Origin of the sequence: Klebsiella sp. Q11, assembly GCF_964241505.1 — a bacterium.
Classification (GTDB): domain Bacteria; phylum Pseudomonadota; class Gammaproteobacteria; order Enterobacterales; family Enterobacteriaceae; genus Klebsiella; species Klebsiella michiganensis.
Genome location: NZ_CAXSXW010000001.1, coordinates 502,784 through 524,468, shown reverse-complemented (window position 1 = coordinate 524,468; position 21,685 = coordinate 502,784). Strand labels below are relative to the sequence as shown.

The window sequence follows — 21,685 nt, the reverse complement described above, 5'->3', positions numbered from 1 at the left end:
GGGTTGCGGACAGTGTCTGGTGGGTAGTTTGACTGGGGCGGTCTCCTCCTAAAGAGTAACGGAGGAGCACGAAGGTCAGCTAATCCTGGTCGGACATCAGGAGGTTAGTGCAATGGCATAAGCTGGCTTGACTGCGAGCGTGACGGCGCGAGCAGGTGCGAAAGCAGGTCATAGTGATCCGGTGGTTCTGAATGGAAGGGCCATCGCTCAACGGATAAAAGGTACTCCGGGGATAACAGGCTGATACCGCCCAAGAGTTCATATCGACGGCGGTGTTTGGCACCTCGATGTCGGCTCATCACATCCTGGGGCTGAAGTAGGTCCCAAGGGTATGGCTGTTCGCCATTTAAAGTGGTACGCGAGCTGGGTTTAGAACGTCGTGAGACAGTTCGGTCCCTATCTGCCGTGGGCGCTGGAGAATTGAGGGGGGCTGCTCCTAGTACGAGAGGACCGGAGTGGACGCATCACTGGTGTTCGGGTTGTCATGCCAATGGCATTGCCCGGTAGCTAAATGCGGAAGAGATAAGTGCTGAAAGCATCTAAGCACGAAACTTGCCCCGAGATGAGTTCTCCCTGACTCCTTGAGAGTCCTGAAGGAACGTTGAAGACGACGACGTTGATAGGCCGGGTGTGTAAGCGCAGCGATGCGTTGAGCTAACCGGTACTAATGAACCGTGAGGCTTAACCTTACAACGCCGAAGATGTTTTGGCGGATTGAGAGATTTTCAGCTTAGATTACAGATTTTCGGGAACGAAAGATTTTACGCTGAGGCAAGGCGGCAAATGAAGTAAAGGAAGGAGCATACTGAAGTATGTGACTGACTTTACGAATGCAGCCAACGCAGCATCGGTGTAAAAGATTCGTTTCTGACAACAGAATTTGCCTGGCGGCACTAGCGCGGTGGTCCCACCTGACCCCATGCCGAACTCAGAAGTGAAACGCCGTAGCGCCGATGGTAGTGTGGGGTCTCCCCATGTGAGAGTAGGGAACTGCCAGGCATCAAATTAAGTAGTAAGCCGGTGCATAAATCCGGTGGTTACAGAAGTATTCGGTGGAGCGGTAGTTCAGTCGGTTAGAATACCTGCCTGTCACGCAGGGGGTCGCGGGTTCGAGTCCCGTCCGTTCCGCCACTTATTAAAAGCCCTGAGCATTTGCTCAGGGCTTTTTCTTTGCCTGTCGCTTTATTATTGCTTTTTTAGCAAAAATCCTCTGCGTTTAGCGCTCTTTTTCTCAATCCTCTCGTTGGTCATAATTACCCTCGTTAACCGATATGAATGAATAAAGAGGAAAATCATGACAATCCCTGCATTTGGTCTTGGGACCTTCCGTCTGAAAGATGACGTGGTTATTGCATCTGTAAAAACGGCGCTTGAGCTTGGCTATCGCACCATTGATACCGCGCAAATCTATGATAATGAAGCTGCTGTGGGTCAGGCTATTGCTGAAAGCGGCGTTGCGCGCGATGAACTGTTCATCACCACCAAGATCTGGATTGAAAATCTCAGCAAAGACAAGCTGATCGCCAGCCTGAAAGAGAGCCTGCTGAAGCTGCGGACTGACTATGTCGACCTGACGTTAATCCACTGGCCGTCGCCAAACGATGCCGTTGCCGTCGAAGAGTTTATGGCCGCGCTGCTGGAAGCGAAAAAGCAGGGGCTGACCCGTCAGATTGGTATTTCTAACTTCACCATTCCGCTGATGGAGCGGGCAATTGCCGCCGTTGGCGCAGAGAATATCGCGACCAACCAGGTTGAACTCTCTCCGTACCTGCAGAACCGCAAAGTGGTTGATTGGGCGCGTGAACACGGTATACATATCACCTCTTACATGACGCTGGCCTACGGTAAGGCGCTGAAAGATGAAGTGATTGCACGTATTGCGACGAAACATAATGCCACGCCGGCGCAGGTTATCCTGGCCTGGGCAATGGGCGAAGGTTATGCGGTAATTCCGTCTTCGACGCGGCGCGAAAACCTGGCAAGCAACCTTAAAGCTCAGGATCTGCAGCTTGATGAAGACGATCGCCAGGCGATCGCCGCCCTGGACTGCAACGATCGTCTGGTTAGCCCGGACGGTCTGGCGCCTGAATGGGACTAATCTAATCCCCCTCTTACTCTACAACCCTCTTACAGCTCCTTCGGGAGCTGTTTTACATGTTCGCTAAGAAAGTCGATAAAGGCTCTGATCCGCGTGCTTACGGCTCTGTCGCTGTAGTAAACCGCGCTAAACGGCATTTCAACCGGCAGCCGTTTATCAGCCAGCAGTTCGACAAACGCCCCTTCAGCAATTTCCTTATCCACCATATAGTCCGACAGACAGGCGATTCCGTTACCGGCCAGGCACAGCTGCTTGAGCGTTTCTCCGCTATTGGAAGATATCTCGCTTTCGATTTCCAGCAGCTGGCCATCGCAGCAGGAGACTGGCCAGGTATTCAATGAAGCAGGTTCGCTAAAACCGAGGCATTGATGATTTTTTAGCTCAGCGACGCTTTGCGGCGTTCCATGGCGAGCAAGATAGTCCGGTGAAGCGATTATTTTGCGGTAGCTATTAAACAATGGCCTGGCGCGCAGGCTGGAATCGGTCAGCGTGCCGGCGCGGATCGCGACGTCAACTTTCCGCTCAATCAGATTGATAAAGGTTTCGGACGAGACCAGCGTAAGGCTCATCTCTGGATAACGCTCGCGGAAGGGTCTTATCAACGGCATCAGGAAATGCAGTATCACCGGCGTCGCGGCATCAACCCGTAATAGTCCTCTTGGCGTCGTACGACTCTCCAGAAGTTCATTTTCGGCAGCGGCCATCTCCTGAAGCACAATCTGCATGCGACGGAAATAACGCTCTCCTTCTTCGGTCAGGCTTAGCTGACGGGTCGTACGGTTAAGCAGGCTCACGCCGAGCTTTGATTCCAGCTTTTTCACCGCCCGGCTGACGGCGGAATTGGCCTGACCTAGCTGTTCCGCTGCGCGGCTAAAGCTGCCGCTCTCGACCACGGCGACAAAAATGGCGATTTCTTCTGAGGTAGCTCTCATTATTGCACCTGTGGCAAAATTCTATTGATACTTTGGCTATTTTTGTTATTAAAGCATCTCTTCATACTACGTGTCATCTTAATCATGTTGATACGGAGTACATTATGCCGCTGGCGCTACTTGCCTTAACTATCGGTGCCTTTGCTATTGGCACGACCGAATTTGTCATTGTGGGCCTGGTGCCCACCATTGCGGAACAACTTGCTATTTCGCTACCCTCTGCGGGGCTGTTGGTTTCTATCTACGCGCTCGGCGTGGCGATTGGCGCCCCGGTGCTCACCGCGCTGACCGGGCGTATGCCGCGTAAGCAACTGCTGCTGGCGTTAATGGCGCTGTTTACCGCCGGTAACCTGCTGGCCTGGCAGGCGCCGGGTTATGAAACTCTGGTTCTGGCACGCCTGCTGACGGGACTGGCGCACGGGGTATTCTTTTCGATCGGATCAACAATTGCGACCAGCCTGGTTCCGAAAGAGAAAGCGGCTTCGGCGATTGCGATTATGTTTGGCGGTCTGACCGTTGCGCTGGTGACCGGCGTACCATTGGGCACCTTTATCGGCCAACACTTTGGCTGGCGCGAGACGTTCCTTGCCGTGTCGATCCTTGGCGTAATCGCGTTAATGAGCAGCCTTATCCTGGTGCCGAATAACATTCCCGGTCGTGTCAGCGCCGGTTTGCGCGCTCAGCTCCAGGTTCTGACTCATCCCCGTTTACTGATAATCTATGCCATTACGGCTTTGGGATATGGCGGCGTATTCACCGCTTTTACCTTCCTGGCGCCGATGATGCAGGATCTTGCCGGATTTAGCCCGGCGGCCGTTAGCTGGATCCTCCTGGGCTACGGTGTTTCTGTAGCGGTGGGCAACGTATGGGGCGGAAAGCTGGCGGATAAGCATGGCGCCGTGCCCGCGCTGAAGCTGATTTTTGCCGCCCTGGTTGCTTTACTGCTGATCTTTCAGTTTACGGCCAGCATTCAGTATGCGGCGCTGGCGACGGTACTGGTGATGGGCATCTTCGCATTCGGTAACGTTCCGGGTCTGCAGGTATACGTTGTGCAGAAAGCGGAGCAGTATACTCCAGGCGCGGTTGACGTTGCCTCAGGCCTGAATATTGCCGCCTTTAACATCGGGATTGCCTTAGGATCGGTGATTGGCGGGCAGACGGTAGAACATTATGGTCTGGATCAGACGCCCTGGATTGGCGCGCTGATAGTTCTGGTCGCGCTGTTGCTGGTGGTTCTTAGCGGCCGGCTCGATAAGCCTCAGCGCTGTGCTACGGTTCTTTCCGTAGAAGGATAAAGGTTTCTGGCAAATTGCATTGAAAGTGTATACAAAAATCCCTATAACAGAAGGACCAGCTGCAGTCTCGGGCTGGTTTCCTGTTATCGAGGTTTGATGCCTAAATTGCGAAAGAATACCTATGCCATGCGCTACGTCGCCGGACAACCCGCGGAGAGAATTTTACCTCCGGGGTCGTTTGCAGGCATGACTCCGGCTTTTCCGGCGGGAGTACCGTTAAGTTCGGATGAAAAAATCCGCGTACTGGTGTGGAACATCTTCAAGCAGCAGCGCGCCGAGTGGAAATCAGTTCTTAACAACTTTGGTAAAGATGCGCACCTGGTGTTATTACAGGAAGCGCAAACCACGCCTGAGTTAGTGAAATTCGCCACCTCCAATTATCTGGCCGCTGACCAGGTTCCGGCACTGGTGCTTCCGCAGCATCCTTCCGGCGTGATGACGTTAGCTTCCGCCCATCCCATTTACTGCTGCCCACTGCGCGAGCGCGAGCCTATCCTGCGGCTGGCAAAGTCAGCGTTGGTCACCGTTTACCCGTTACCGGATACCCGGCTGCTGATGGTGGTAAATATCCACGCGGTCAACTTTAGTCTTGGCGTGGATGTCTACAGCAAGCAGCTGCTGCCGATTGGCGACCAGATTGCCCATCACAGCGGGCCGGTGATAATGGCGGGTGACTTTAACGCCTGGAGTCGTCCGCGAATGAACGCTTTGTATCGCTTTGCGCGTGAAATGTCGCTGCGCGAAGTCCGCTTCTCTGACGATCAGCGCCGCCGTACTTTTGGCCGCCCGCTTGATTTTGTGTTCTACCGGGGGTTAAGCGTGCACGATGCTTCCGTGCTGGTGACCCGCGCGTCCGACCACAACCCGCTACTAGTTGAATTCAGTCCCGGCAAGCCTGATTAATTAAGGTATGTCAGGCCTGCCATGGGGGCAGGCCTGCGTATGCATGGTGCTGCCTTTATTACTCAAAAAACCGAAGGACAATGCAATGACAACACGCTCTCATCATGACAACGTCGAAAAACAGTTTGGCTCACAGGCCAGCGCCTACCTGAGCAGTGCCGTACACGCTTCAGGGCGCGATCTGCAGCGCCTGGCCGAACGGCTGGCGGACTTCCCTCAGGCCCACGTGCTCGATATGGGATGCGGTGCCGGACACGCCAGCTTTGCGGCGGCAGGGCAGGTTGCCCAGGTAACGGCATATGATTTATCCAGCCAGATGCTGGAGGTGGTGGCTCAGGCCGCAAGGGATAAAGGTTTTGCTAACATTGCCACGCAGCAGGGCTATGCCGAATCTTTGCCTTTCGCTGATGCCAGCTTTGATGTCGCGATCAGCCGTTATTCTGCGCATCACTGGCATGATGTCGGCCAGGCATTGCGCGAAGTGAAGCGGGTGCTGAAACCGGGCGGAGTGATGATTATTATGGATGTGATGTCGCCCGGCCATCCTGTTCGCGACGTCTGGCTGCAGACGGTTGAGGCGCTGCGCGATACCTCCCATGTTCGCAACTACTCCAGCGGCGAATGGCTGACAATGGCGAGTGAGGCCGGTTTGGTGATAAATCATCTGCTGACCGATCGCCTGCCTCTGGAGTTCAGCTCCTGGATCGCGCGGATGCGGACGCCAGCGGCGCTGACGGAAGCGATTCGTTTATACCAGGAGAGCGCATCGGCGGAGGTCAAAGCCTATTTTGCATTGCAGCAGGATGGTTCTTTCACCAGCGATACGATTATGTTTGAGGCCCATAAGGCCATCTGACGCAAAGATAAAACAAAAGGCACCGCATGGGTGCCTTTTTTAATGCCTGCTGAATCATCAGGATTCTGGTCTGTCGCTGTTTTTCACAAACAGCGTCAGCTGATCGCCGGGTTTCAGGTTGCCGGTATCGCTGTTCCAGCGCATCACATCGCGAATGTTCACGCCATGGCGTTTCGCAATGCTCGACAAAGAGTCGCCCTTACGCACGCGATAGGTAATGCTATCGCTATTGTTTGCCAGACGTTCAGCGCTGCTGCCTGCGCCAATCACCAGATTCTGACCGACCTTCAGGTTAGAACCGCGAATACCGTTCCACTGCTGCAGATCTTTCGTTGATACGCCGAGACGCGATGCAATGCCGGAGATGGTGTCACCGGAGCGCACCTGGTAGCTGCGGCTGGTCAACGGCTTGTTATCAGCCAGCAGCGTCGGCTGCACGGCGGCAATATCACCGGAGGCCAAAGACTCACGCAGCTGCGCCGCATGCTTCTGCGGTACCAGTACGTAATTCGGCCCGTTCGCGCCCAGAGTCGACCCCTTAACGCCTGCATTGAACGTTTTCAGCTTGCTGACGGGCATTCCTGCCATATCCGCTAGCTGTGAAATCTCAACCGGACTGTCGAGACGTACACGCGCCAGGGCACGGCTTTCGTCTGCTGTCGGCAACCTTACGCCATACCGCTTGCTGTTCTTGAGAATATCGCTCAGGGCCAGCATTTTTGGTACGTATATTTTGGTTTCCTGTGGTAATGACAGCGACCAGAAATCGGTGGGTTTACCCCGTGATTTGTTCGCTTTGATAGCCTTCATTACCCGACCTTCGCCGCTGTTATAGGCAGCGACGGTTAACAACCAGTCGCCGTCGAACATTTTGTTCAGACGTTGCATCATGTTTAACGCTGCCGTGGTTGAGGCAACGATGTCACGACGCGCATCGTAACTGCGGGTCTGTTTCAAACCATAATTGCGCCCGGTGCTCGGAATGATCTGCCAAATGCCTGCGGCATTGGCGCCAGACGTTGCGTGCGGGTCAAAAGCGCTCTCCACTATGGGTAGTAATACCAGTTCCATTGGCATGTTACGTTTCTTAACTTGCCCGGCTATCCAGTACATATACGGCTCTGCCCGTAAAGTTACATCGTGGAGATAGCTCTTATTTCTTAAGTACTTCTGTTTTTGTTCGCGAATCCGGACGTTTTCCGGAATTCCCATCTTTAGCTCGTCGCCTATTGAAGTCCACAGATCCTGGTCTTGCGCGTAGAAGGTTCCATCATCTAACCAGCGCGCTCGACTTGTGAACTTGCTTGCTTCCCCTTGACTCGCTGCAGAAAGGCTCTGTGCGTGCTGTTGTACGGTGCCATCGTTCTTAGACGCCTGGCACCCGACCAGCAGGACAGAGGCGAGTAAAATCGCTCGTGCCTTCATGTGTGTGTCAATAGTTGCTTAAAAGACGAGCAAGGATAACGGTGAAGTCGTCTGAAGACAAGAATTAAATATCAGAAGTCGTCTTTCTTTGACCTTAACCAGGCAAATCGCTGAATAGAGTGTTGCAAATTTGTTTCTTTGTCTATTTCTTTAATTAAATCATCATCATCCGTTCGAAGAAATAAATTAATAAGACGCTCATTTTTCAGAGTTACGGGGAGTGTTTTTTGGTTTTTTGCACGTAACTCATTAACTTTGTGGTAGTAATCGTTTATCTCCCTATCATGGGGAAGGATGCTTATTGCAAACTTCATGTTTGCTAAAGTGTACTCATGTGCGCAACATATTAATGTTTCGTCAGGAAGGGCGCTAATCTTCTTAAATGATTGATACATCTGCTCTGCGGTCCCTTCGAATAGTCTGCCGCAGCCGCCGGAAAACATTGTATCGCCACAAAATAGATAAGGTGCGCTGTAGAAACAGATGTGTCCTAAAGTGTGACCTGGCGTGGCAAAAATAGAAAATTCGCGGCCCAAAACAGTGAGGCTATCTCCGTCCTTCACGACGTGGGTTGCGCCCTTATCCTGGGTTTCTGCCGGTCCGTAAACCACCAGGTTCGGGAATTTTTCCCGCAGTTGTTTAACGCCGCCAACATGGTCGCGGTGGTGATGCGTCAACAAGATAGCTTCCGGCTGCCAGCGGTTTTGTTCGATGGCGGCGAGCACGGGCGCGGCTTCTCCGGGATCGACTATCAGGCAGCGCCCGCTATCTTCACTAAGAACCCAGATGTAGTTGTCCTGAAATGCGGGAATACTGATAAGATTCATAAATTACCTCTAATGCGTAGCGGAAGGTTGCGATGAAGCCGGCAAGGATACCTCATACAGTTACAGCGCCAGAGCACTGGTCCAGCATGCCGTGGGGCGAATACTACCGCGAATCGCTGGAACGGCAGATGAAACCGTGGCTCGCTAAATTATATGGCTTTCATTTACTTAAGATTGGCAATCTGAGCGCGGAAATCAATACCGAAGCCTGCGCGATTTCCCATCAGGTGAATGTCTCTTTGCAGGGGAATCCTGTGCAGGTAAAGGCCGATCCGCTGCATTTGCCTTTTGCCGAAAAGTCGGTAGATGCCTGCCTGCTGGCGCATACCTTACCGTGGTGCAGCGATCCGCATCGACTGCTGCGGGAAGCGGACCGGGTGCTGATTGACGATGGCTGGATAATTTTAACCAGTTTTAATCCTGTAAGCCTGATGGGGTTACGTAAACTGGTGCCGGTGTTACGCAATAAGCCCCCCTATAACAGCCGCATGTTCACCTTAACGCGTCAGATGGACTGGCTGGGGTTGCTGAATTTTGAAGTTATGCACTACGGGGGCTATCAGGTCCTTCCCTGGTCGCGCCACGGGGGGAAAATGCTCAGCACGCATCTACCGGCGTTGGGATGTCTGCAGCTCATTGTTGCCCGTAAACGCACTATCCCATTGACGCTAAACCCGATGAAATCGGGCAAAGCAAAAAAACGGATACCGCAGGCGGTAGGCGCCACGCGTCAGTGGCGCAAGGGGCAGAATTAACTTTCTGCCTGATAACCGATGTCGTCCCGGGTTGGGTTAGATGCCGCCGCGCGCGCCAGTTCGTCGCAACGTTCGTTTTCCGGATGTCCGGCGTGGCCTTTAACCCATTCCCATTTTATCTTGTGTTGACCCAGCGCGGCGTCCAGGCGCTGCCAGAGATCGACATTTTTTACCGGTTTCTTGTCGGCCGTTTTCCAGCCGCGTTTTTTCCAGTTGTGGATCCACTGCGTAATTCCCTGACGCACATACTGGCTGTCGGTACTGAGGATCACTTCACAATGTTCTTTCAGCGCTTCCAGGGCGACGATGGCGGCCATCATCTCCATGCGGTTGTTCGTTGTAAGGTTAAAGCCTTCGCTAAAAGTTTTTTCCTTCCCGCGATAGCGTAAAATCGCACCGTAGCCGCCAGGACCTGGATTTCCCAGGCAAGAACCATCGGTGAAAATTTCTACCTGTTTGAGCATCTCTGGTAGACTTCCTGTAATTGAAATCGATACGTAAAACGGTAAGTCTGACATAAATGACCGCTATGAGCACTGCAATTACGCGACAGATCGTTCTCGATACCGAAACCACCGGTATGAATCAGATTGGTGCGCACTATGAAGGGCACAAGATAATTGAAATCGGTGCGGTGGAGGTGATCAACCGCCGCCTGACCGGAAACAACTTCCACGTCTATTTAAAGCCGGACCGGCTGGTGGATCCTGAAGCGTTTGGCGTCCACGGTATTGCGGACGAATTCCTGATGGATAAGCCCGCGTTTGGTGATGTGGTCGATGAGTTTCTCGACTATATCCGCGGCGCGGAGCTGGTCATCCATAACGCATCGTTCGATATCGGCTTTATGGACTATGAATTTGCTAAGCTAAATCGCGGAATTCCGAAGACGGATACCTTTTGTAAGGTGACCGATAGCCTGGCCCTGGCGCGTAAAATGTTCCCGGGCAAGCGTAACAGCCTTGATGCCCTCTGTTCACGTTATGAAATAGACAACAGCAAGCGAACGCTGCACGGGGCGTTGCTCGATGCCCAGATTCTGGCCGACGTTTATCTGATGATGACCGGTGGCCAGACGACGATGGCTTTCTCAATGGAAGGGGAAGGGCAGCAGCAGGCCGGAGAAATGGGCATTCAACGCGTTGTGCGCGCCGCCAGCAAATTACGGGTGGTTTACGCCTCTGATGAAGAGCTGATGAACCACGAGTCGCGGCTCGATCTGGTGCAAAAGAAAGGCGGAAGCTGCCTGTGGCGGGCCTGATTTACCCATAAACGCGCTAAAAATAGTCTGTTGGGTGATTTTTGCAGCAAGCGATTCAAAAATGAAGAAAAAGCGTTGACGGAGTAGAGGGGAATCCGTAATATTCGCCTCGTTCCCAAGGGAACAGTAAGTGGAGCGGTAGTTCAGTCGGTTAGAATACCTGCCTGTCACGCAGGGGGTCGCGGGTTCGAGTCCCGTCCGTTCCGCCACTATTCAGAAAGCCTGAATCAGCAATGATTCAGGCTTTCGTCGTTTTAGCCTGCAGAACACATTCTCTTCCCCGCCTTCGCCAGCCATCCGTCGCGCCGGGCTGACAACGTTTGCCCGCGAGCCTGGCGTTAATAGCATTCATATTCTTGTTCCGCGCTGCGGGCGTTTACCTGCAGGGCCCTGCGGCGAGCGGGCGGGATAGCGCTGGTTTGAGATATAAAAAGGGAGCCTGGGCTCCCCTGCCAGGCAGGCTTTAGCTGAGCGTGAAGGGATCAGCGTCCTGCCAGGCCGGAAACTTCTCGCGATACTCTTTTAGCGACGTCAGCGAAAGCTCAGCATCCAGGCGAGTCGCCTGATGCGGTTCGGCCGTCGCGATAATCTCACCCTGCGGCGTGATTATCCGACTATCGCCCCGGTAATGGTGCCCGTTGCCATCGGTGCCGACGCGATTGCATCCGGCAACATAAGCCTGATTTTCGATAGCTCTGGCGACCAGCAGCGACTGCCAGTGCATTGAGCGCGGGGCGGGCCAGTTGGCAACATACAGCGCTAAATCGTAGTCGTTATGGTTGCGTGACCACACGGGGAAGCGCAGGTCGTAGCATACCAGCGGCAGAATTCTCCAGCCGCGCCAGGCAAAAATGACCCGCTCGTTACCCGCTGCGTAATGATGATGTTCATCCGCCATGCGAAACAGGTGGCGTTTGTCATAGAAATGGATTTTACCGCCGGGCTCAACCAGCAAGAAGCGGTTAACCGGACCACGGTCCGTTTGCAGCGCGGCGCTACCGGCAATCAGCGCGTTGGTTTGGTCGGCTTTAGCCTCCATCCAGGCTACCACTTCCTCTTGCGACAGCGACTGTTTTGCTGCTTCCATCGCGAAACCGGTGGTGAACATTTCGGGTAAAACAATGAGGTCACGCCCGGTAATCCCTTCCAGTTGACGATCGAAATGGCGCAGGTTGGCGGGACCGTCCATCCACACCAGCGGTTGTTGTAAAAGGGTAATTTTCAGTCCGGGCACGGTGGTGAACTCCAGTATGATGAGAGGAATTATAATGACTTTAACACCATATCAGCCGATGGACGGCTCAGGGAATATTTTGTAAAAGAATGACAGCCCTGGAAATACCTTCCGCTGAATTGTCAGAAAAAAGAGAGGCGGGGAAGTCCCCGCCTCGATCGTGATGGGTTTATTTTTTCGTTTTTAAGCCGCTTCGATCTTGCGCACTTTCTCCGGCAGCTTTACCGGGCGGGTCGCCAGTTCATCCGGGGCGAAATCGTCGACGTTAATGCTGCGCAGTCGGCTGGTTTCCGCACGGACCAGGATGTCCGCCTCGTCCTGATTGATTAGCCCTTTTGCCAGCGCGTTGCGGGCCAGTTCATCAAGACGCGTAAACGACAGATTCTTGCCCAGCTCTTTGCACAGGCGCTGGTGGATAGGGTCTGCTGCCATAACATCAAGCAGCGCTTCTTCCAGCAGGCCAACCGGATTATGCTCGCTCGGCGTCAGATACTGACCGCGGCCGATACGCGAACGCGTCGCGCTCGGAACCTGCAGGATTTTCGCTACCTTATGATCCAGCTTGTCTGAAGGCGCCAGGTAATGACGTCCGGTCGGGAAGATTGCCACGCGAAGCGCCCCAGCGACCAGACGATTCGGGAAGTTCACCAACAGATCGTCAATCGCCTGCTCGGCCTGATACAGCGCATCCTGCACCCCCCAGTGAACCAGCGGTAAGTCCGCTTCGTTACGCCCCTCATCGTCATAGCGTTTCAGGACCGCCGACGCCAGGTAGAGCTGGCTCAGCACATCTCCCAGACGCGCAGAAATTCTTTCACGACGCTTCAGACTACCGCCCAGTACCGCCATTGAGACATCGGACAGCAGAGCCAGGTTGGCGCTCAGTCGGTTCATATGTTGATAGTAGCGACGAGTGGCATCGCGGGTCGGCGAGCTGCTGGTGAGACCGCGGGTCAGGCCCAGCCAGAAACTGCGTACCTTATTGCTGCCCACGTGCCCGATGTGTTTAAACAGCAGCTTATCGAAAGCGTTAACGTCGTTATTCTGCGCGGCCGCCATTTCATCCAGCACGTACGGATGGCAACGAATCGCACCCTGGCCGAAGATCATCATGCTGCGGGTCAGAATATTCGCCCCTTCAACGGTGATGGCGATCGGCGCGCCCTGATAGGCCCGCGCCAGGAAGTTTCCGGTGCCGAGCATAATGCCCTTACCGCCGGTAATATCCATTGCGTCAATAATGGAACGCTGACCACGGTGAGTACAGTGATACTTCACAATTGCCGACAGTACCGCTGGTTTTTCGCCAAGCATAATGCCGTAGGTAATCAGCGAGGCGGCGGCATCCATTACGTAGGCGTTGCCTGCGATACGCGCCAGCGGTTCTTCGATCCCTTCCATTTTACCGATAGAGATTTTGAACTGGCGGCGAATGTGCGCGTAGGCGCCGGTAGCCATGGCGACGGATTTCAGGCCGCCGGTAGCGTTTGACGGCAGGGTGATGCCGCGTCCCACGGATAAACACTCAACCAGCATCCGCCAGCCCTGGCCGGCCATCGACGGGCCGCCAATAATGTAATCGATAGGAACGAAAATATCTTTCCCCTGGGTCGGGCCGTTCTGGAACGGAACGTTCAGCGGGAAATGGCGACGCCCGATTTCAACGCCGGGGGTGCTGGTGGGGATGAGCGCGCAGGTGATGCCCAGCTCCTCTTCTCCACCCAGCAGGCGGTCTGGATCGGAGAGTTTAAACGCCAGCCCCAGTACGGTGGCGATAGGCGCAAGGGTGATATAGCGTTTGTTCCAGGTCAGGCGCATACCCAGCACCTGCTGGCCCTGCCATTCGCCCATGCAGACGACGCCGGTATCCGGAATGGCGCCGGCATCTGAACCCGCTTCCGGGCTGGTCAGCGCGAAGCACGGGATCTCCTGGCCGCGAGCCAGGCGCGGCAAATAGTGGTTTTTCTGTTCTTCTGTACCGTAATGCTGCAGCAGCTCGCCCGGGCCTAATGAGTTCGGCACGCCGACGGTAATCGCCAGGATCCCGGAGACGCCCGACAGCTTTTGCAGGACGCGAGCCTGCGCGTAGGCGGAGAATTCCAGCCCGCCGTACTCTTTCTTAATGATCATCGCGAAGAAGCGATGCTCTTTCAGATAGGCCCACAGCTCCGGCGGCAGATCGGCCATCTCGTGGGTAATTTCGAAGTCGTTCGCCATACGGCAGGCTTCTTCGACCGGGCCGTCAATAAAGGCTTGTTCTTCAGCGGTGAGGCGCGGCTGCGGATAGTTATGCAGTTTCTGCCAGTCGGGGTTACCGCGGAACAGATCGCCTTCCCACCAGGTTGTGCCAGCGTCAATCGCTTCTTTCTCGGTGCGCGACATCGGCGGCATGACCTTACGGAAAGCGCGGAACGCCGGGACTGAAATCATGGATTTACGCATCGGCGCAAGGTTAAACGGCAGTAAAACGATCGCCAGCGGAATCAGCAGCCAGATATTCCACAGCCCCGCAGCGCCGAGCGCGGCGGTCCAGACAAGCAAAATCGCGCTGCTCAGCAGCAGATTGATTCGGTGATAGAAGAGCGCACCGAGTAAAACAACGGTTGCAACAATACTCAAAATCATCATAGAGAAATGCTCCCTGTCTTGTAGGAGGTCTGACCACTTGTGATGATATGGTTGTAGTGGATGTAATTTGTTTTAGCAATGTGTTTACAAAATAATTACAACCTTGCTCACATTGTTGTACGGAAATGCGGCACATAAAATCAAAAGCACAGGGGATTGCATTGCGTGCTGCTTCTCGCTGCGTCGGCTATCCGGTAAACTGCCTGGGTTATCCCACAAATACTGAAGGATTATCCTCATGTACCAGGATCTTATTCGTAACGAACTGAATGAAGCCGCTGAAACGTTGGCTAACTTTCTGCAGGACGAAGCCAACATTCACGCGATTCAGCGTGCTGCGGTGCTGCTGGCGGATAGCTTTAAAGCTGGCGGCAAAGTCCTTTCCTGCGGTAACGGCGGTTCGCACTGCGATGCGATGCATTTTGCGGAAGAACTGACCGGGCGCTATCGTGAAAATCGCCCCGGCTATCCGGCCATTGCGATTTCCGACGTGAGCCATCTCTCTTGCGTCAGCAATGATTTCGGCTATGAATATGTTTTCTCTCGCTATGTAGAATCAGTGGGTCGTGCAGGCGACGTATTACTGGGCATCTCTACTTCCGGTAATTCAGGTAATGTTATCAAAGCGATTGAAGCCGCCCGCGCCCAGGGGATGAAAGTGATTACTCTGACCGGGAAAGATGGCGGTAAAATGGCGGGGTCAGCGGATGTAGAAATTCGCGTACCGCATTTTGGCTACGCCGACCGTATTCAGGAAATCCATATTAAAGTGATTCATATCCTGATTATGCTGATCGAAAAAGAGATGGTTAAAGCTTAAAAGGCTATTTTGTTAGCCATTTTGAACCCGGGCAGTGCTCAAGATCCTCACGTACATGAAGTACGCTCCGGTTTCTGCGCGCTGGCCGTGTCCAAACTGGCTGCACCAATAACGCCTTTTATGTTTCAGTAAGTGGTATGAGGTGATCTATGTGCGAATTGCTCGGGATGAGCGCGAATGTGCCCACAGATATTTGCTTCAGTTTCACCGGGCTGGTGCAGCGCGGTGGCGGAACCGGGCCACATAAAGACGGCTGGGGCATTACGTTTTATGAAGGTAAGGGCTGTCGCACATTTAAAGATCCGCAGCCTAGCTTCCAGTCGCCCATAGCAAAGCTGGTGCAGGAATATCCTATCAAGTCCTGCTCGGTCATCGCCCATATTCGCCAGGCCAACCGAGGTATCGTTGCGCTGGAAAACACTCACCCCTTTACCCGGGAGCTATGGGGGCGCAACTGGACCTACGCCCATAACGGTCAACTGGAGGGGTATGAGAGCCTCGAGACGGGAAGTCTGCATCCTATCGGGGAGACCGACAGCGAAAAGGCCTTCTGCTGGCTGCTGCACAGCATCACCGAGCGCTATCCGGAAATGCCGGGCGATATGGTTGAGGTATTCAGATTTATCGCCACGCTTGCCGGAGCGCTGCGTGAAAAAGGCGTTTTTAACATGCTGCTCTCCGACGGGCGCTACGTGATGGCGTTTTGCTCGACGAATTTATACTGGATTACGCGACGGGCGCCGTTTGGCGTAGCGACGCTGCTGGATCAGGATGTAGAAATTGACTTTCAACGCGAGACCACACCGAATGATGTGGTCTCCGTTATCGCCACTCAGCCGCTTACCGGCAACGAAACCTGGAATAAAATTATGCCAGGCGAGTGGGCGTTATTTTGCCTCGGGGACCGAGTAGTTTGACGCGAGCTGCGGCTGCACAACTTCGTGGCTGAGCGGTTTGCTCACCACGTAGCGGCCATTGGCTACCGAAACCACCGGCGGCTTATGCGTCTGCCGGAAGTAGTCGTACCCGGGTTTCAGCTGCTGCCAGAAATCCGCGAAGTAGGAAAATTTGTGACGCGCCATGTTGGCGTCGGTCATGCGGAAAGGATAAATGCTCACCTGAACGTTGGGCTGGCCGAAGACTAAAGCGCCGGTGACGAACTGGAAGATTTCATCAATACCGGTATCGGTCATGGCGTAACAGCCAACGGATACGCAGGCACCGTGAATCATCAGATACTTTCCTTCATAGCCATGCGCGCGATCGTAAGCGTTCGGGAAACCGATATTGATCGCTTTGTAGAAACGGCTGTCGGGTTTTAGCTGATTGCGGGAAACGTTATAGAAACCTTCGGGGCTCTTGAAATCGCCCTGGCGCTGCTTTGGACCGAGCCCGCCGGAGTAGTTACAGATTCGGTAGCTGTCGAGAAGCTGGTAGGTTTCGCCCATCTTGACGTAAAGATCGAGCATGCGCTCTTCTTTGAAGATCTCAATGTAGACCGGCGAACCCATAAGCTGCTGCTTATACTCTTTGCTCATCGGCGTTGTCGAGCTGTTACTGCTAAGTAGCCCTGCGAATGAAACGCACGGCAACAGAAGCATCGCAATAAATAATGCGATTTTGCGCATACTACTTGTTCCTTGATAAAACAAATAACCACATTGCCAGGACGGCAAGAGAGACCCGAAATCAGAGTTTTCTGGTTTTAGAGCGCTCACATTAGCATCACGGCATTTTTTCGCAAGCACGACGTGCCACGTTTACGTTTTAGTTTTCCGTTATAGCGAATATTCAGGTAAAGCGCAGTCAGAACTTTGCGTAATAGCTCGCATTTTAGAACGACTTAATGGCAGTTTGTCTACAGGCGCTGCTCACGAAATGTTACACTTGCTCCGCTAAATACTCAGGGTAAGAAAGGATGCTTCTCTCCCGTCTTGTGAATCACCAGGACTACGATGTTCCTTTCTTCCTCTTATTTTCCATTAATTATGCTGGCCTCGGTCTGATACCGGGGTTTACGTAACGGATACCTGCTAACGATATGATTAAAATCACGAAAGGGCTAAATTTGCCCATAGCTGGCATGCCATCACAGCAGATTTCTTCGAAGACTGCGGTCAAGCGCGTTGCGCTGTTGGGTGAAGAGTACATCGGTATGCGCCCCTCAATGGCGGTGCGTGAAGGCGACCGGGTACAAAAAGGTCAGCTTCTGTTCGAAGATAAAAGAAATCCTGGCGTGCGATTTACTGCCCCTGCGAGTGGAACCATCAGCGCCATTCATCGCGGCGAACGGCGGGTTCTGCAATCGGTCGTTATTGACGTAGATGGCGATGATGCCGTTCATTTTCCCCGCTATGAATTAGCCGATCTTGCCGCGTTGACGCGCGAGGCCGTGCAGCAGCAGCTGGTGGAGTCGGGGATGTGGACGGCGTTTCGCACCCGCCCTTTCAGCAAAATACCTGCGCCGGGCAGCGTTCCCGCGGCCATATTTGTCACCGCCATAGATACGAATCCACTGGCGGCAGATCCTCAGCCAATCATTCTGGCCCAGCGCGAGGCTTTTGACGCGGGCTTAACCCTGTTGACGCGGTTGACCGACGGTAAGGTCCACGTCTGCCAGGCCAGCGGTGGCAAGCTTGGCGGGCATCCCGTGGGCCAGGTGACCTTCAACCAGTTTGCCGGGCCGCATCCGGCCGGGCTGGTCGGGACCCACATCCATTTTCTCGAGCCGGTTAGCCTGAAAAAGCAGGTCTGGCATCTTAACTATCAGGACGTTATCGCCGTTGGCAAATTGTTCCTTGAAGGGGAGTTGTCTAGCGAACGCATTGTTGCGCTCGGCGGCCCGCAGGTGAAAGAGCCTCGTTTATTAAAGACCTGCTCTGGCGCCAGCCTTGATGAACTGCTGGCAGATGAACTTCTGGATGATGAAAACCGCGTTATTTCTGGTTCAGTCCTCAGCGGAACGCATGCTCAAGGGCCCCATGCTTTTCTTGGCCGCTTTCATTTACAGATAAGCGTCGTAAAAGAGGGGCGTGAGAAAGAGCTGTTCGGCTGGGTAATGCCCGGGAAAGATAAATTTTCCATCACCCGCACCACGCTCGGCCATTTTATGAAGCGTAAGCTATTTAATTTCTCGACAGATACCAACGGCGGCGAGCGGGCTATGGTGCCGATTGGCAACTATGAGCGAGTGATGCCGCTGGATATTCTGCCCACCATGCTGTTGCGTGATTTGCTGGCGGGGGATACCGACAGCGCGCAGGCGCTGGGCTGTCTGGAACTGGATGAAGAAGACCTGGCGCTTTGCACCTACGTATGTCCCGGCAAGTACGAATATGGCCCGGCATTGCGCAGCGTGTTAACCCAGATAGAGCAGGAAGGATAAGTGATGGGCTTAAAGCAACTGTTTGACAAAATTGAGCCGCACTTTACGCACGGCGGCAAGCTGGAAAAATACTATCCGCTGTTTGAAGCGACGGCGACGCTGTTCTACACCCCCGGGCAGGTCACGCGCGGCGCGGCGCACGTCAGAGACGCCATCGATCTCAAGCGGATGATGATTCTGGTGTGGTTCGCCGTTTTCCCGGCGATGTTCTGGGGAATGTATAACGTTGGCCTGCAGACCATTCCGGCACTGCATAAATTATACGGCGCTGAGCAGCTGCAGCAGGTTATCGCCGGGAACTGGCACTACAGCATCGCGCAGTGGTTGGGGGTGAACTTCACCGCTGACGCCGGTTGGCTCAGTATGATGACCCTGGGGGCAGTATTTTTCCTGCCTATCTACATCACCGTGTTTCTTGTCGGCGGGTTCTGGGAAGTCTTGTTTGCTATCGTGCGCAAGCACGAAATAAACGAAGGCTTCTTCGTGACGTCAATTCTGTTCGCGCTGATTGTGCCGCCATCGCTGCCGCTATGGCAGGCCGCGTTCGGGATTACCTTCGGCGTCGTCATGGCCAAGGAGATTTTTGGCGGAACCGGGCGTAACTTTCTCAACCCGGCGCTGGCGGGGCGCGCGTTTTTATTCTTTGCCTGGCCGGCGCAAATTTCCGGCGACCTGGTGTGGACTGCGGCGGATGGTTTCTCCGGCGCGACGCCGTTATCCCAGTGGGCAAGCGGCGGCGGTGAATCGCTGGTTAACGTCTCTACCGGCCAGCCGGTAAGCTGGATGGACGCCTTCCTCGGCAATATCCCGGGGTCGATTGGCGAAGTCTCGACGCTGATGATTCTCATCGGCGGCGCCATCATCATTTTTGGTCGTGTGGCCTCGTGGCGCATTGTCGCAGGGGTTTTCATCGGCATGGTGGCCACCGCGACGCTGTTTAACTTTATAGGGTCTGATACCAACCCGATGTTTGCCATGCCGTGGTACTGGCATCTGGTGCTCGGCGGTTTTGCTTTCGGCATGATGTTTATGGCGACGGACCCGGTGTCCGCGTCGTTTACGGATAAAGGTAAATGGAGCTATGGCCTGCTGATCGGCGTGATGTGCGTCCTGATTCGCGTGGTCAACCCGGCCTATCCGGAAGGGATGATGCTGGCGATCCTCTTCGCCAACCTCTTCGCGCCGCTGTTTGATTACCTGGTGGTGCGGGCCAATATTAAGCGGAGGAAATCGCGTGGCTGAGAATAAAAGTAACGATAGCATCGGCAAAACGCTGCTGGTGGTGCTGGTGCTTTGTCTGGTCTGCTCAATTGTGGTCGCCGGTTCTGCCGTGGGGCTAAAATCGCGCCAGCAGGAGCAGCGCGCTCTCGATAAGCAGCGCAATATCCTGGCGGTTGCCGGTCTGATGAAGCAGGGGATGAGCGCAGATGAAGTGGCTGACATTTTTAAGGCCCATATCTCTCCGCGTTTAGTCGACTTAGCCAGCGGTGAGCTGCTGGATAAAGATCCGGGCAAGTTTAATCAGGCTCAGGCCCTGAAAGACCCTCAGCAGAGCCTACAGCTGGAGGCGAGTCAGGATCCTGCCGGTATCAAACGCCGCAGTAATATTGCCGAAATTTACCTGGTGCGCGATGAAAAGCAGCAGATTCAGGAAGTGGTACTGCCGATTTACGGTAACGGCCTGTGGTCGGTGATGTACGCTTTTGTTGCGCTGGAAACCGATGGCCGCACGGTCAAAGGGATCACCTATTACGATCACGGTGAGACGCCGGGGCTGGGCGGGGAAATTGAAAACCCCAACTGGCGCCAGCAGTTCGTCGGTAAACAAGTGCTTGATGATAAAGGGATGCCTGCGCTGAGAATCGTCAAAGGCGGCGCGCGTCCGGGCGACCTGCACGCCGTTGATGGCCTGTCGGGTGCAACGCTGACGTCAAACGGCGTGCAGCATAGCTTTGATTTCTGGATGGGCAAACTGGGCTTTGGCCCATTCCTGCAAAAGGTGCGTGAAGGGGAGCTGAATAATGGCTGATTTAGGCGACATGAAAGAAATGAAGCGCGTGCTGGTGGGGCCGCTTATCGCTAATAACCCTATCACCCTGCAGGTTCTGGGCGTCTGTTCCGCGCTGGCGGTGACCACCAAGCTGGAGACCGCTTTTGTGATGACCATCGCGGTGACGCTGGTTACGGCATTCTCCAGCATGTTTATCTCCATGATTCGTCACCATATTCCGAATAGCGTGCGCATCATTGTGCAGATGGCGATTATCGCCTCACTGGTTATCGTGGTTGACCAACTGCTACGCGCGTTTGCCTATGAGATCTCGAAACAGCTATCGGTTTTCGTCGGTTTGATCATCACTAACTGTATCGTGATGGGGCGCGCCGAAGCCTATGCCATGAAATCGCCGCCGTTGGCGAGCTTTATGGACGGTATCGGCAACGGTCTGGGATATGGCGCGATTCTGTTGATTGTCGGCTTTCTGCGCGAGCTGATTGGCAGCGGGAAACTGTTTGGCATCACGGTGCTGGAAACGGTGCAGAACGGCGGCTGGTATCAGCCAAATGGCCTGTTTCTTCTGGCGCCCAGTGCGTTCTTCATTATCGGTTTGTTGATTTGGGCGGTGCGCAGCTGGAAGCCTGAACAGCAGGAAAAGGAGTAACCGATTATGGCTCATTATATTAGCCTGTTTGTCCGCGCCGTGTTTGTTGAAAATATGGCGCTGGCCTTCTTTCTTGGGATGTGTACTTTCCTCGCGGTATCGAAAAAGGTCTCGACCGCTTTCGGACTCGGCGTGGCGGTAACGGTCGTACTTGGGCTGGCGGTGCCGATCAACAATCTGGTGTATAACCTGGTGCTGCGCGACGGCGCGCTGGTGGAAGGCGTTGACTTAAGCTTTCTGAACTTTATCACCTTTATTGGTGTGATTGCCGCGCTGGTGCAAATCCTGGAGATGATCCTCGATAAGTACTTCCCGACGCTCTATAACGCGCTGGGGATCTTCCTGCCGCTGATCGCCGTCAACTGTGCGATCTTTGGCGGCGTCTCCTTCATGGTGCAGCGTGACTATAACTTCACCGAATCCATCGTTTACGGCTTTGGCTCCGGCATCGGCTGGCTGCTGGCAATTGTGGCGATGGCGGGCATTCGTGAAAAAATGAAATACGCAAACGTGCCTGCGGGTCTTCGCGGGTTAGGGATCACCTTTATTACCACGGGTCTGATGGCGCTGGGCTTTATGTCATTCTCCGGTGTGCAGCTATAAGGG

The 21,685-nt window shown here is 54.1% G+C and carries 20 protein-coding genes, 2 tRNA genes and 2 rRNA genes; 17 read left to right on the top strand and 7 right to left on the bottom strand.

The genetic code is table 11. The features are described from left to right. From ACESQ2_RS02405 to dkgB, 4 genes are all read left to right on the top strand, one after another. Positions 1-689, top strand: a 23S ribosomal RNA gene (locus ACESQ2_RS02405); the annotation flags it as partial. A 194-nt stretch (positions 690-883) separates the two neighbouring features. Continuing rightward, positions 884-999 (top strand): 5S ribosomal RNA (gene rrf, locus ACESQ2_RS02400). 55 nt (positions 1,000-1,054) lie between these two features. Continuing rightward, positions 1,055-1,131 (top strand) — tRNA-Asp (locus ACESQ2_RS02395). Positions 1,132-1,294: 163 nt separating this feature from the next. After that, on the top strand, positions 1,295-2,098 hold the full coding sequence (gene dkgB, locus ACESQ2_RS02390; protein WP_014837458.1) for a 2,5-didehydrogluconate reductase DkgB: 804 nt from the start codon (positions 1,295-1,297) through the stop codon (positions 2,096-2,098). 29 nt (positions 2,099-2,127) lie between these two features. On the opposite strand, the gene yafC is transcribed toward dkgB, so the two are convergent. After that, positions 2,128-3,030: a DNA-binding transcriptional regulator YafC gene (gene yafC / locus ACESQ2_RS02385; protein ID WP_224260000.1), complete on the bottom strand. Its 903-nt coding sequence runs from the start codon at positions 3,028-3,030 to the stop codon at positions 2,128-2,130. A gap of 104 nt (positions 3,031-3,134) precedes the next feature. Here yafC and ACESQ2_RS02380 point away from each other — a divergent pair, with 104 nt between their 5' ends. The 3 genes from ACESQ2_RS02380 to ACESQ2_RS02370 all read left to right on the top strand — a co-directional run bounded on the left by ACESQ2_RS02380 (position 3,135) and on the right by ACESQ2_RS02370 (position 6,084). Beyond that, positions 3,135-4,325: an MFS transporter gene (locus tag ACESQ2_RS02380; RefSeq protein ID WP_014228021.1), complete on the top strand. Its 1,191-nt coding sequence runs from the start codon at positions 3,135-3,137 to the stop codon at positions 4,323-4,325. 105 nt (positions 4,326-4,430) lie between these two features. After that, positions 4,431-5,228 carry an endonuclease/exonuclease/phosphatase family protein gene (locus ACESQ2_RS02375; RefSeq protein WP_025108464.1) on the top strand — a complete coding sequence of 266 codons (798 nt, stop codon included), beginning with the start codon at positions 4,431-4,433 and terminating at the stop codon, positions 5,226-5,228. Between the two features lie 85 nt (positions 5,229-5,313). Beyond that, the gene (locus ACESQ2_RS02370) at positions 5,314-6,084 is read left to right on the top strand and encodes a class I SAM-dependent methyltransferase (protein ID WP_049070504.1); all 771 of its coding nucleotides are present in this window, start codon (positions 5,314-5,316) and stop codon (positions 6,082-6,084) included. A 57-nt stretch (positions 6,085-6,141) separates the two neighbouring features. On the opposite strand, the gene mltD is transcribed toward ACESQ2_RS02370, so the two are convergent. Together mltD and gloB are read right to left on the bottom strand one after the other, a co-directional pair. Beyond that, positions 6,142-7,509, bottom strand: a complete 1,368-nt coding sequence (gene mltD / locus ACESQ2_RS02365; RefSeq protein WP_004129156.1) for a murein transglycosylase D — start codon at positions 7,507-7,509, stop codon at positions 6,142-6,144. A 71-nt stretch (positions 7,510-7,580) separates the two neighbouring features. Beyond that, entirely contained in the window at positions 7,581-8,336 is a 756-nt protein-coding gene (gene gloB / locus ACESQ2_RS02360; protein ID WP_046878642.1) for a hydroxyacylglutathione hydrolase, read from the bottom strand. Positions 8,337-8,368: 32 nt separating this feature from the next. On the opposite strand from gloB, the gene ACESQ2_RS02355 reads away from it, so the two are divergent. Beyond that, positions 8,369-9,091, top strand: a complete 723-nt coding sequence (locus tag ACESQ2_RS02355; RefSeq protein WP_004847912.1) for a class I SAM-dependent methyltransferase — start codon at positions 8,369-8,371, stop codon at positions 9,089-9,091. Here the strand turns inward: ACESQ2_RS02355 and rnhA are convergent. Beyond that, complete coding sequence (gene rnhA / locus ACESQ2_RS02350; RefSeq protein ID WP_004129160.1) at positions 9,088-9,555, bottom strand: ribonuclease HI; 468 nt, start codon at positions 9,553-9,555, stop codon at positions 9,088-9,090. The genes ACESQ2_RS02355 and rnhA overlap by 4 nt on opposite strands. Positions 9,556-9,620: 65 nt before the next feature. On the opposite strand from rnhA, the gene dnaQ reads away from it, so the two are divergent. Further along, a complete protein-coding gene (gene dnaQ / locus ACESQ2_RS02345; RefSeq protein ID WP_025108466.1) occupies positions 9,621-10,352 on the top strand; it encodes a DNA polymerase III subunit epsilon in 732 nt (243 codons plus the stop codon). Between the two features lie 132 nt (positions 10,353-10,484). After that, positions 10,485-10,561, top strand: a tRNA-Asp gene (locus ACESQ2_RS02340). A gap of 254 nt (positions 10,562-10,815) precedes the next feature. On the opposite strand, the gene ACESQ2_RS02335 is transcribed toward ACESQ2_RS02340, so the two are convergent. Both ACESQ2_RS02335 and fadE read right to left on the bottom strand, forming a co-directional pair. Continuing rightward, positions 10,816-11,586: an amidohydrolase gene (locus tag ACESQ2_RS02335; RefSeq protein WP_014837467.1), complete on the bottom strand. Its 771-nt coding sequence runs from the start codon at positions 11,584-11,586 to the stop codon at positions 10,816-10,818. A 183-nt stretch (positions 11,587-11,769) separates the two neighbouring features. Further along, positions 11,770-14,214, bottom strand: a complete 2,445-nt coding sequence (gene fadE, locus ACESQ2_RS02330; RefSeq protein ID WP_014837468.1) for an acyl-CoA dehydrogenase FadE — start codon at positions 14,212-14,214, stop codon at positions 11,770-11,772. A gap of 238 nt (positions 14,215-14,452) precedes the next feature. On the opposite strand from fadE, the gene lpcA reads away from it, so the two are divergent. After that, positions 14,453-15,034 (top strand): D-sedoheptulose 7-phosphate isomerase, encoded by a 582-nt coding sequence (lpcA, locus tag ACESQ2_RS02325; RefSeq protein WP_004099149.1) that lies wholly within the window; start codon positions 14,453-14,455, stop codon positions 15,032-15,034. A 149-nt stretch (positions 15,035-15,183) separates the two neighbouring features. Beyond that, positions 15,184-15,951, top strand: a complete 768-nt coding sequence (locus ACESQ2_RS02320; RefSeq protein WP_004847917.1) for a class II glutamine amidotransferase — start codon at positions 15,184-15,186, stop codon at positions 15,949-15,951. On the opposite strand, the gene dpaA is transcribed toward ACESQ2_RS02320, so the two are convergent. Next, entirely contained in the window at positions 15,922-16,662 is a 741-nt protein-coding gene (gene dpaA / locus ACESQ2_RS02315) for a peptidoglycan meso-diaminopimelic acid protein amidase (protein ID WP_014228031.1), read from the bottom strand. The genes ACESQ2_RS02320 and dpaA overlap by 30 nt on opposite strands. Positions 16,663-17,075: 413 nt before the next feature. On the opposite strand from dpaA, the gene ACESQ2_RS02310 reads away from it, so the two are divergent. From ACESQ2_RS02310 to nqrE, 5 genes are read left to right on the top strand one after another with little or no spacing between them, the layout of a single operon-like run. Next, the gene (locus tag ACESQ2_RS02310; RefSeq protein ID WP_004847919.1) at positions 17,076-18,419 is read left to right on the top strand and encodes a Na(+)-translocating NADH-quinone reductase subunit A; all 1,344 of its coding nucleotides are present in this window, start codon (positions 17,076-17,078) and stop codon (positions 18,417-18,419) included. A gap of 3 nt (positions 18,420-18,422) precedes the next feature. After that, the gene (locus tag ACESQ2_RS02305) at positions 18,423-19,661 is read left to right on the top strand and encodes an NADH:ubiquinone reductase (Na(+)-transporting) subunit B (protein WP_004847922.1); all 1,239 of its coding nucleotides are present in this window, start codon (positions 18,423-18,425) and stop codon (positions 19,659-19,661) included. Then, a complete protein-coding gene (locus ACESQ2_RS02300; RefSeq protein ID WP_004847924.1) occupies positions 19,654-20,448 on the top strand; it encodes a Na(+)-translocating NADH-quinone reductase subunit C in 795 nt (264 codons plus the stop codon). The genes ACESQ2_RS02305 and ACESQ2_RS02300 overlap by 8 nt, the downstream gene beginning before the upstream one ends. After that, complete coding sequence (locus tag ACESQ2_RS02295) at positions 20,441-21,079, top strand: NADH:ubiquinone reductase (Na(+)-transporting) subunit D (protein ID WP_046877067.1); 639 nt, start codon at positions 20,441-20,443, stop codon at positions 21,077-21,079. The genes ACESQ2_RS02300 and ACESQ2_RS02295 overlap by 8 nt, the downstream gene beginning before the upstream one ends. Positions 21,080-21,085: 6 nt before the next feature. Further along, the gene (gene nqrE, locus ACESQ2_RS02290; protein ID WP_004847929.1) at positions 21,086-21,682 is read left to right on the top strand and encodes an NADH:ubiquinone reductase (Na(+)-transporting) subunit E; all 597 of its coding nucleotides are present in this window, start codon (positions 21,086-21,088) and stop codon (positions 21,680-21,682) included. Positions 21,683-21,685: the final 3 nt, after the last annotated feature.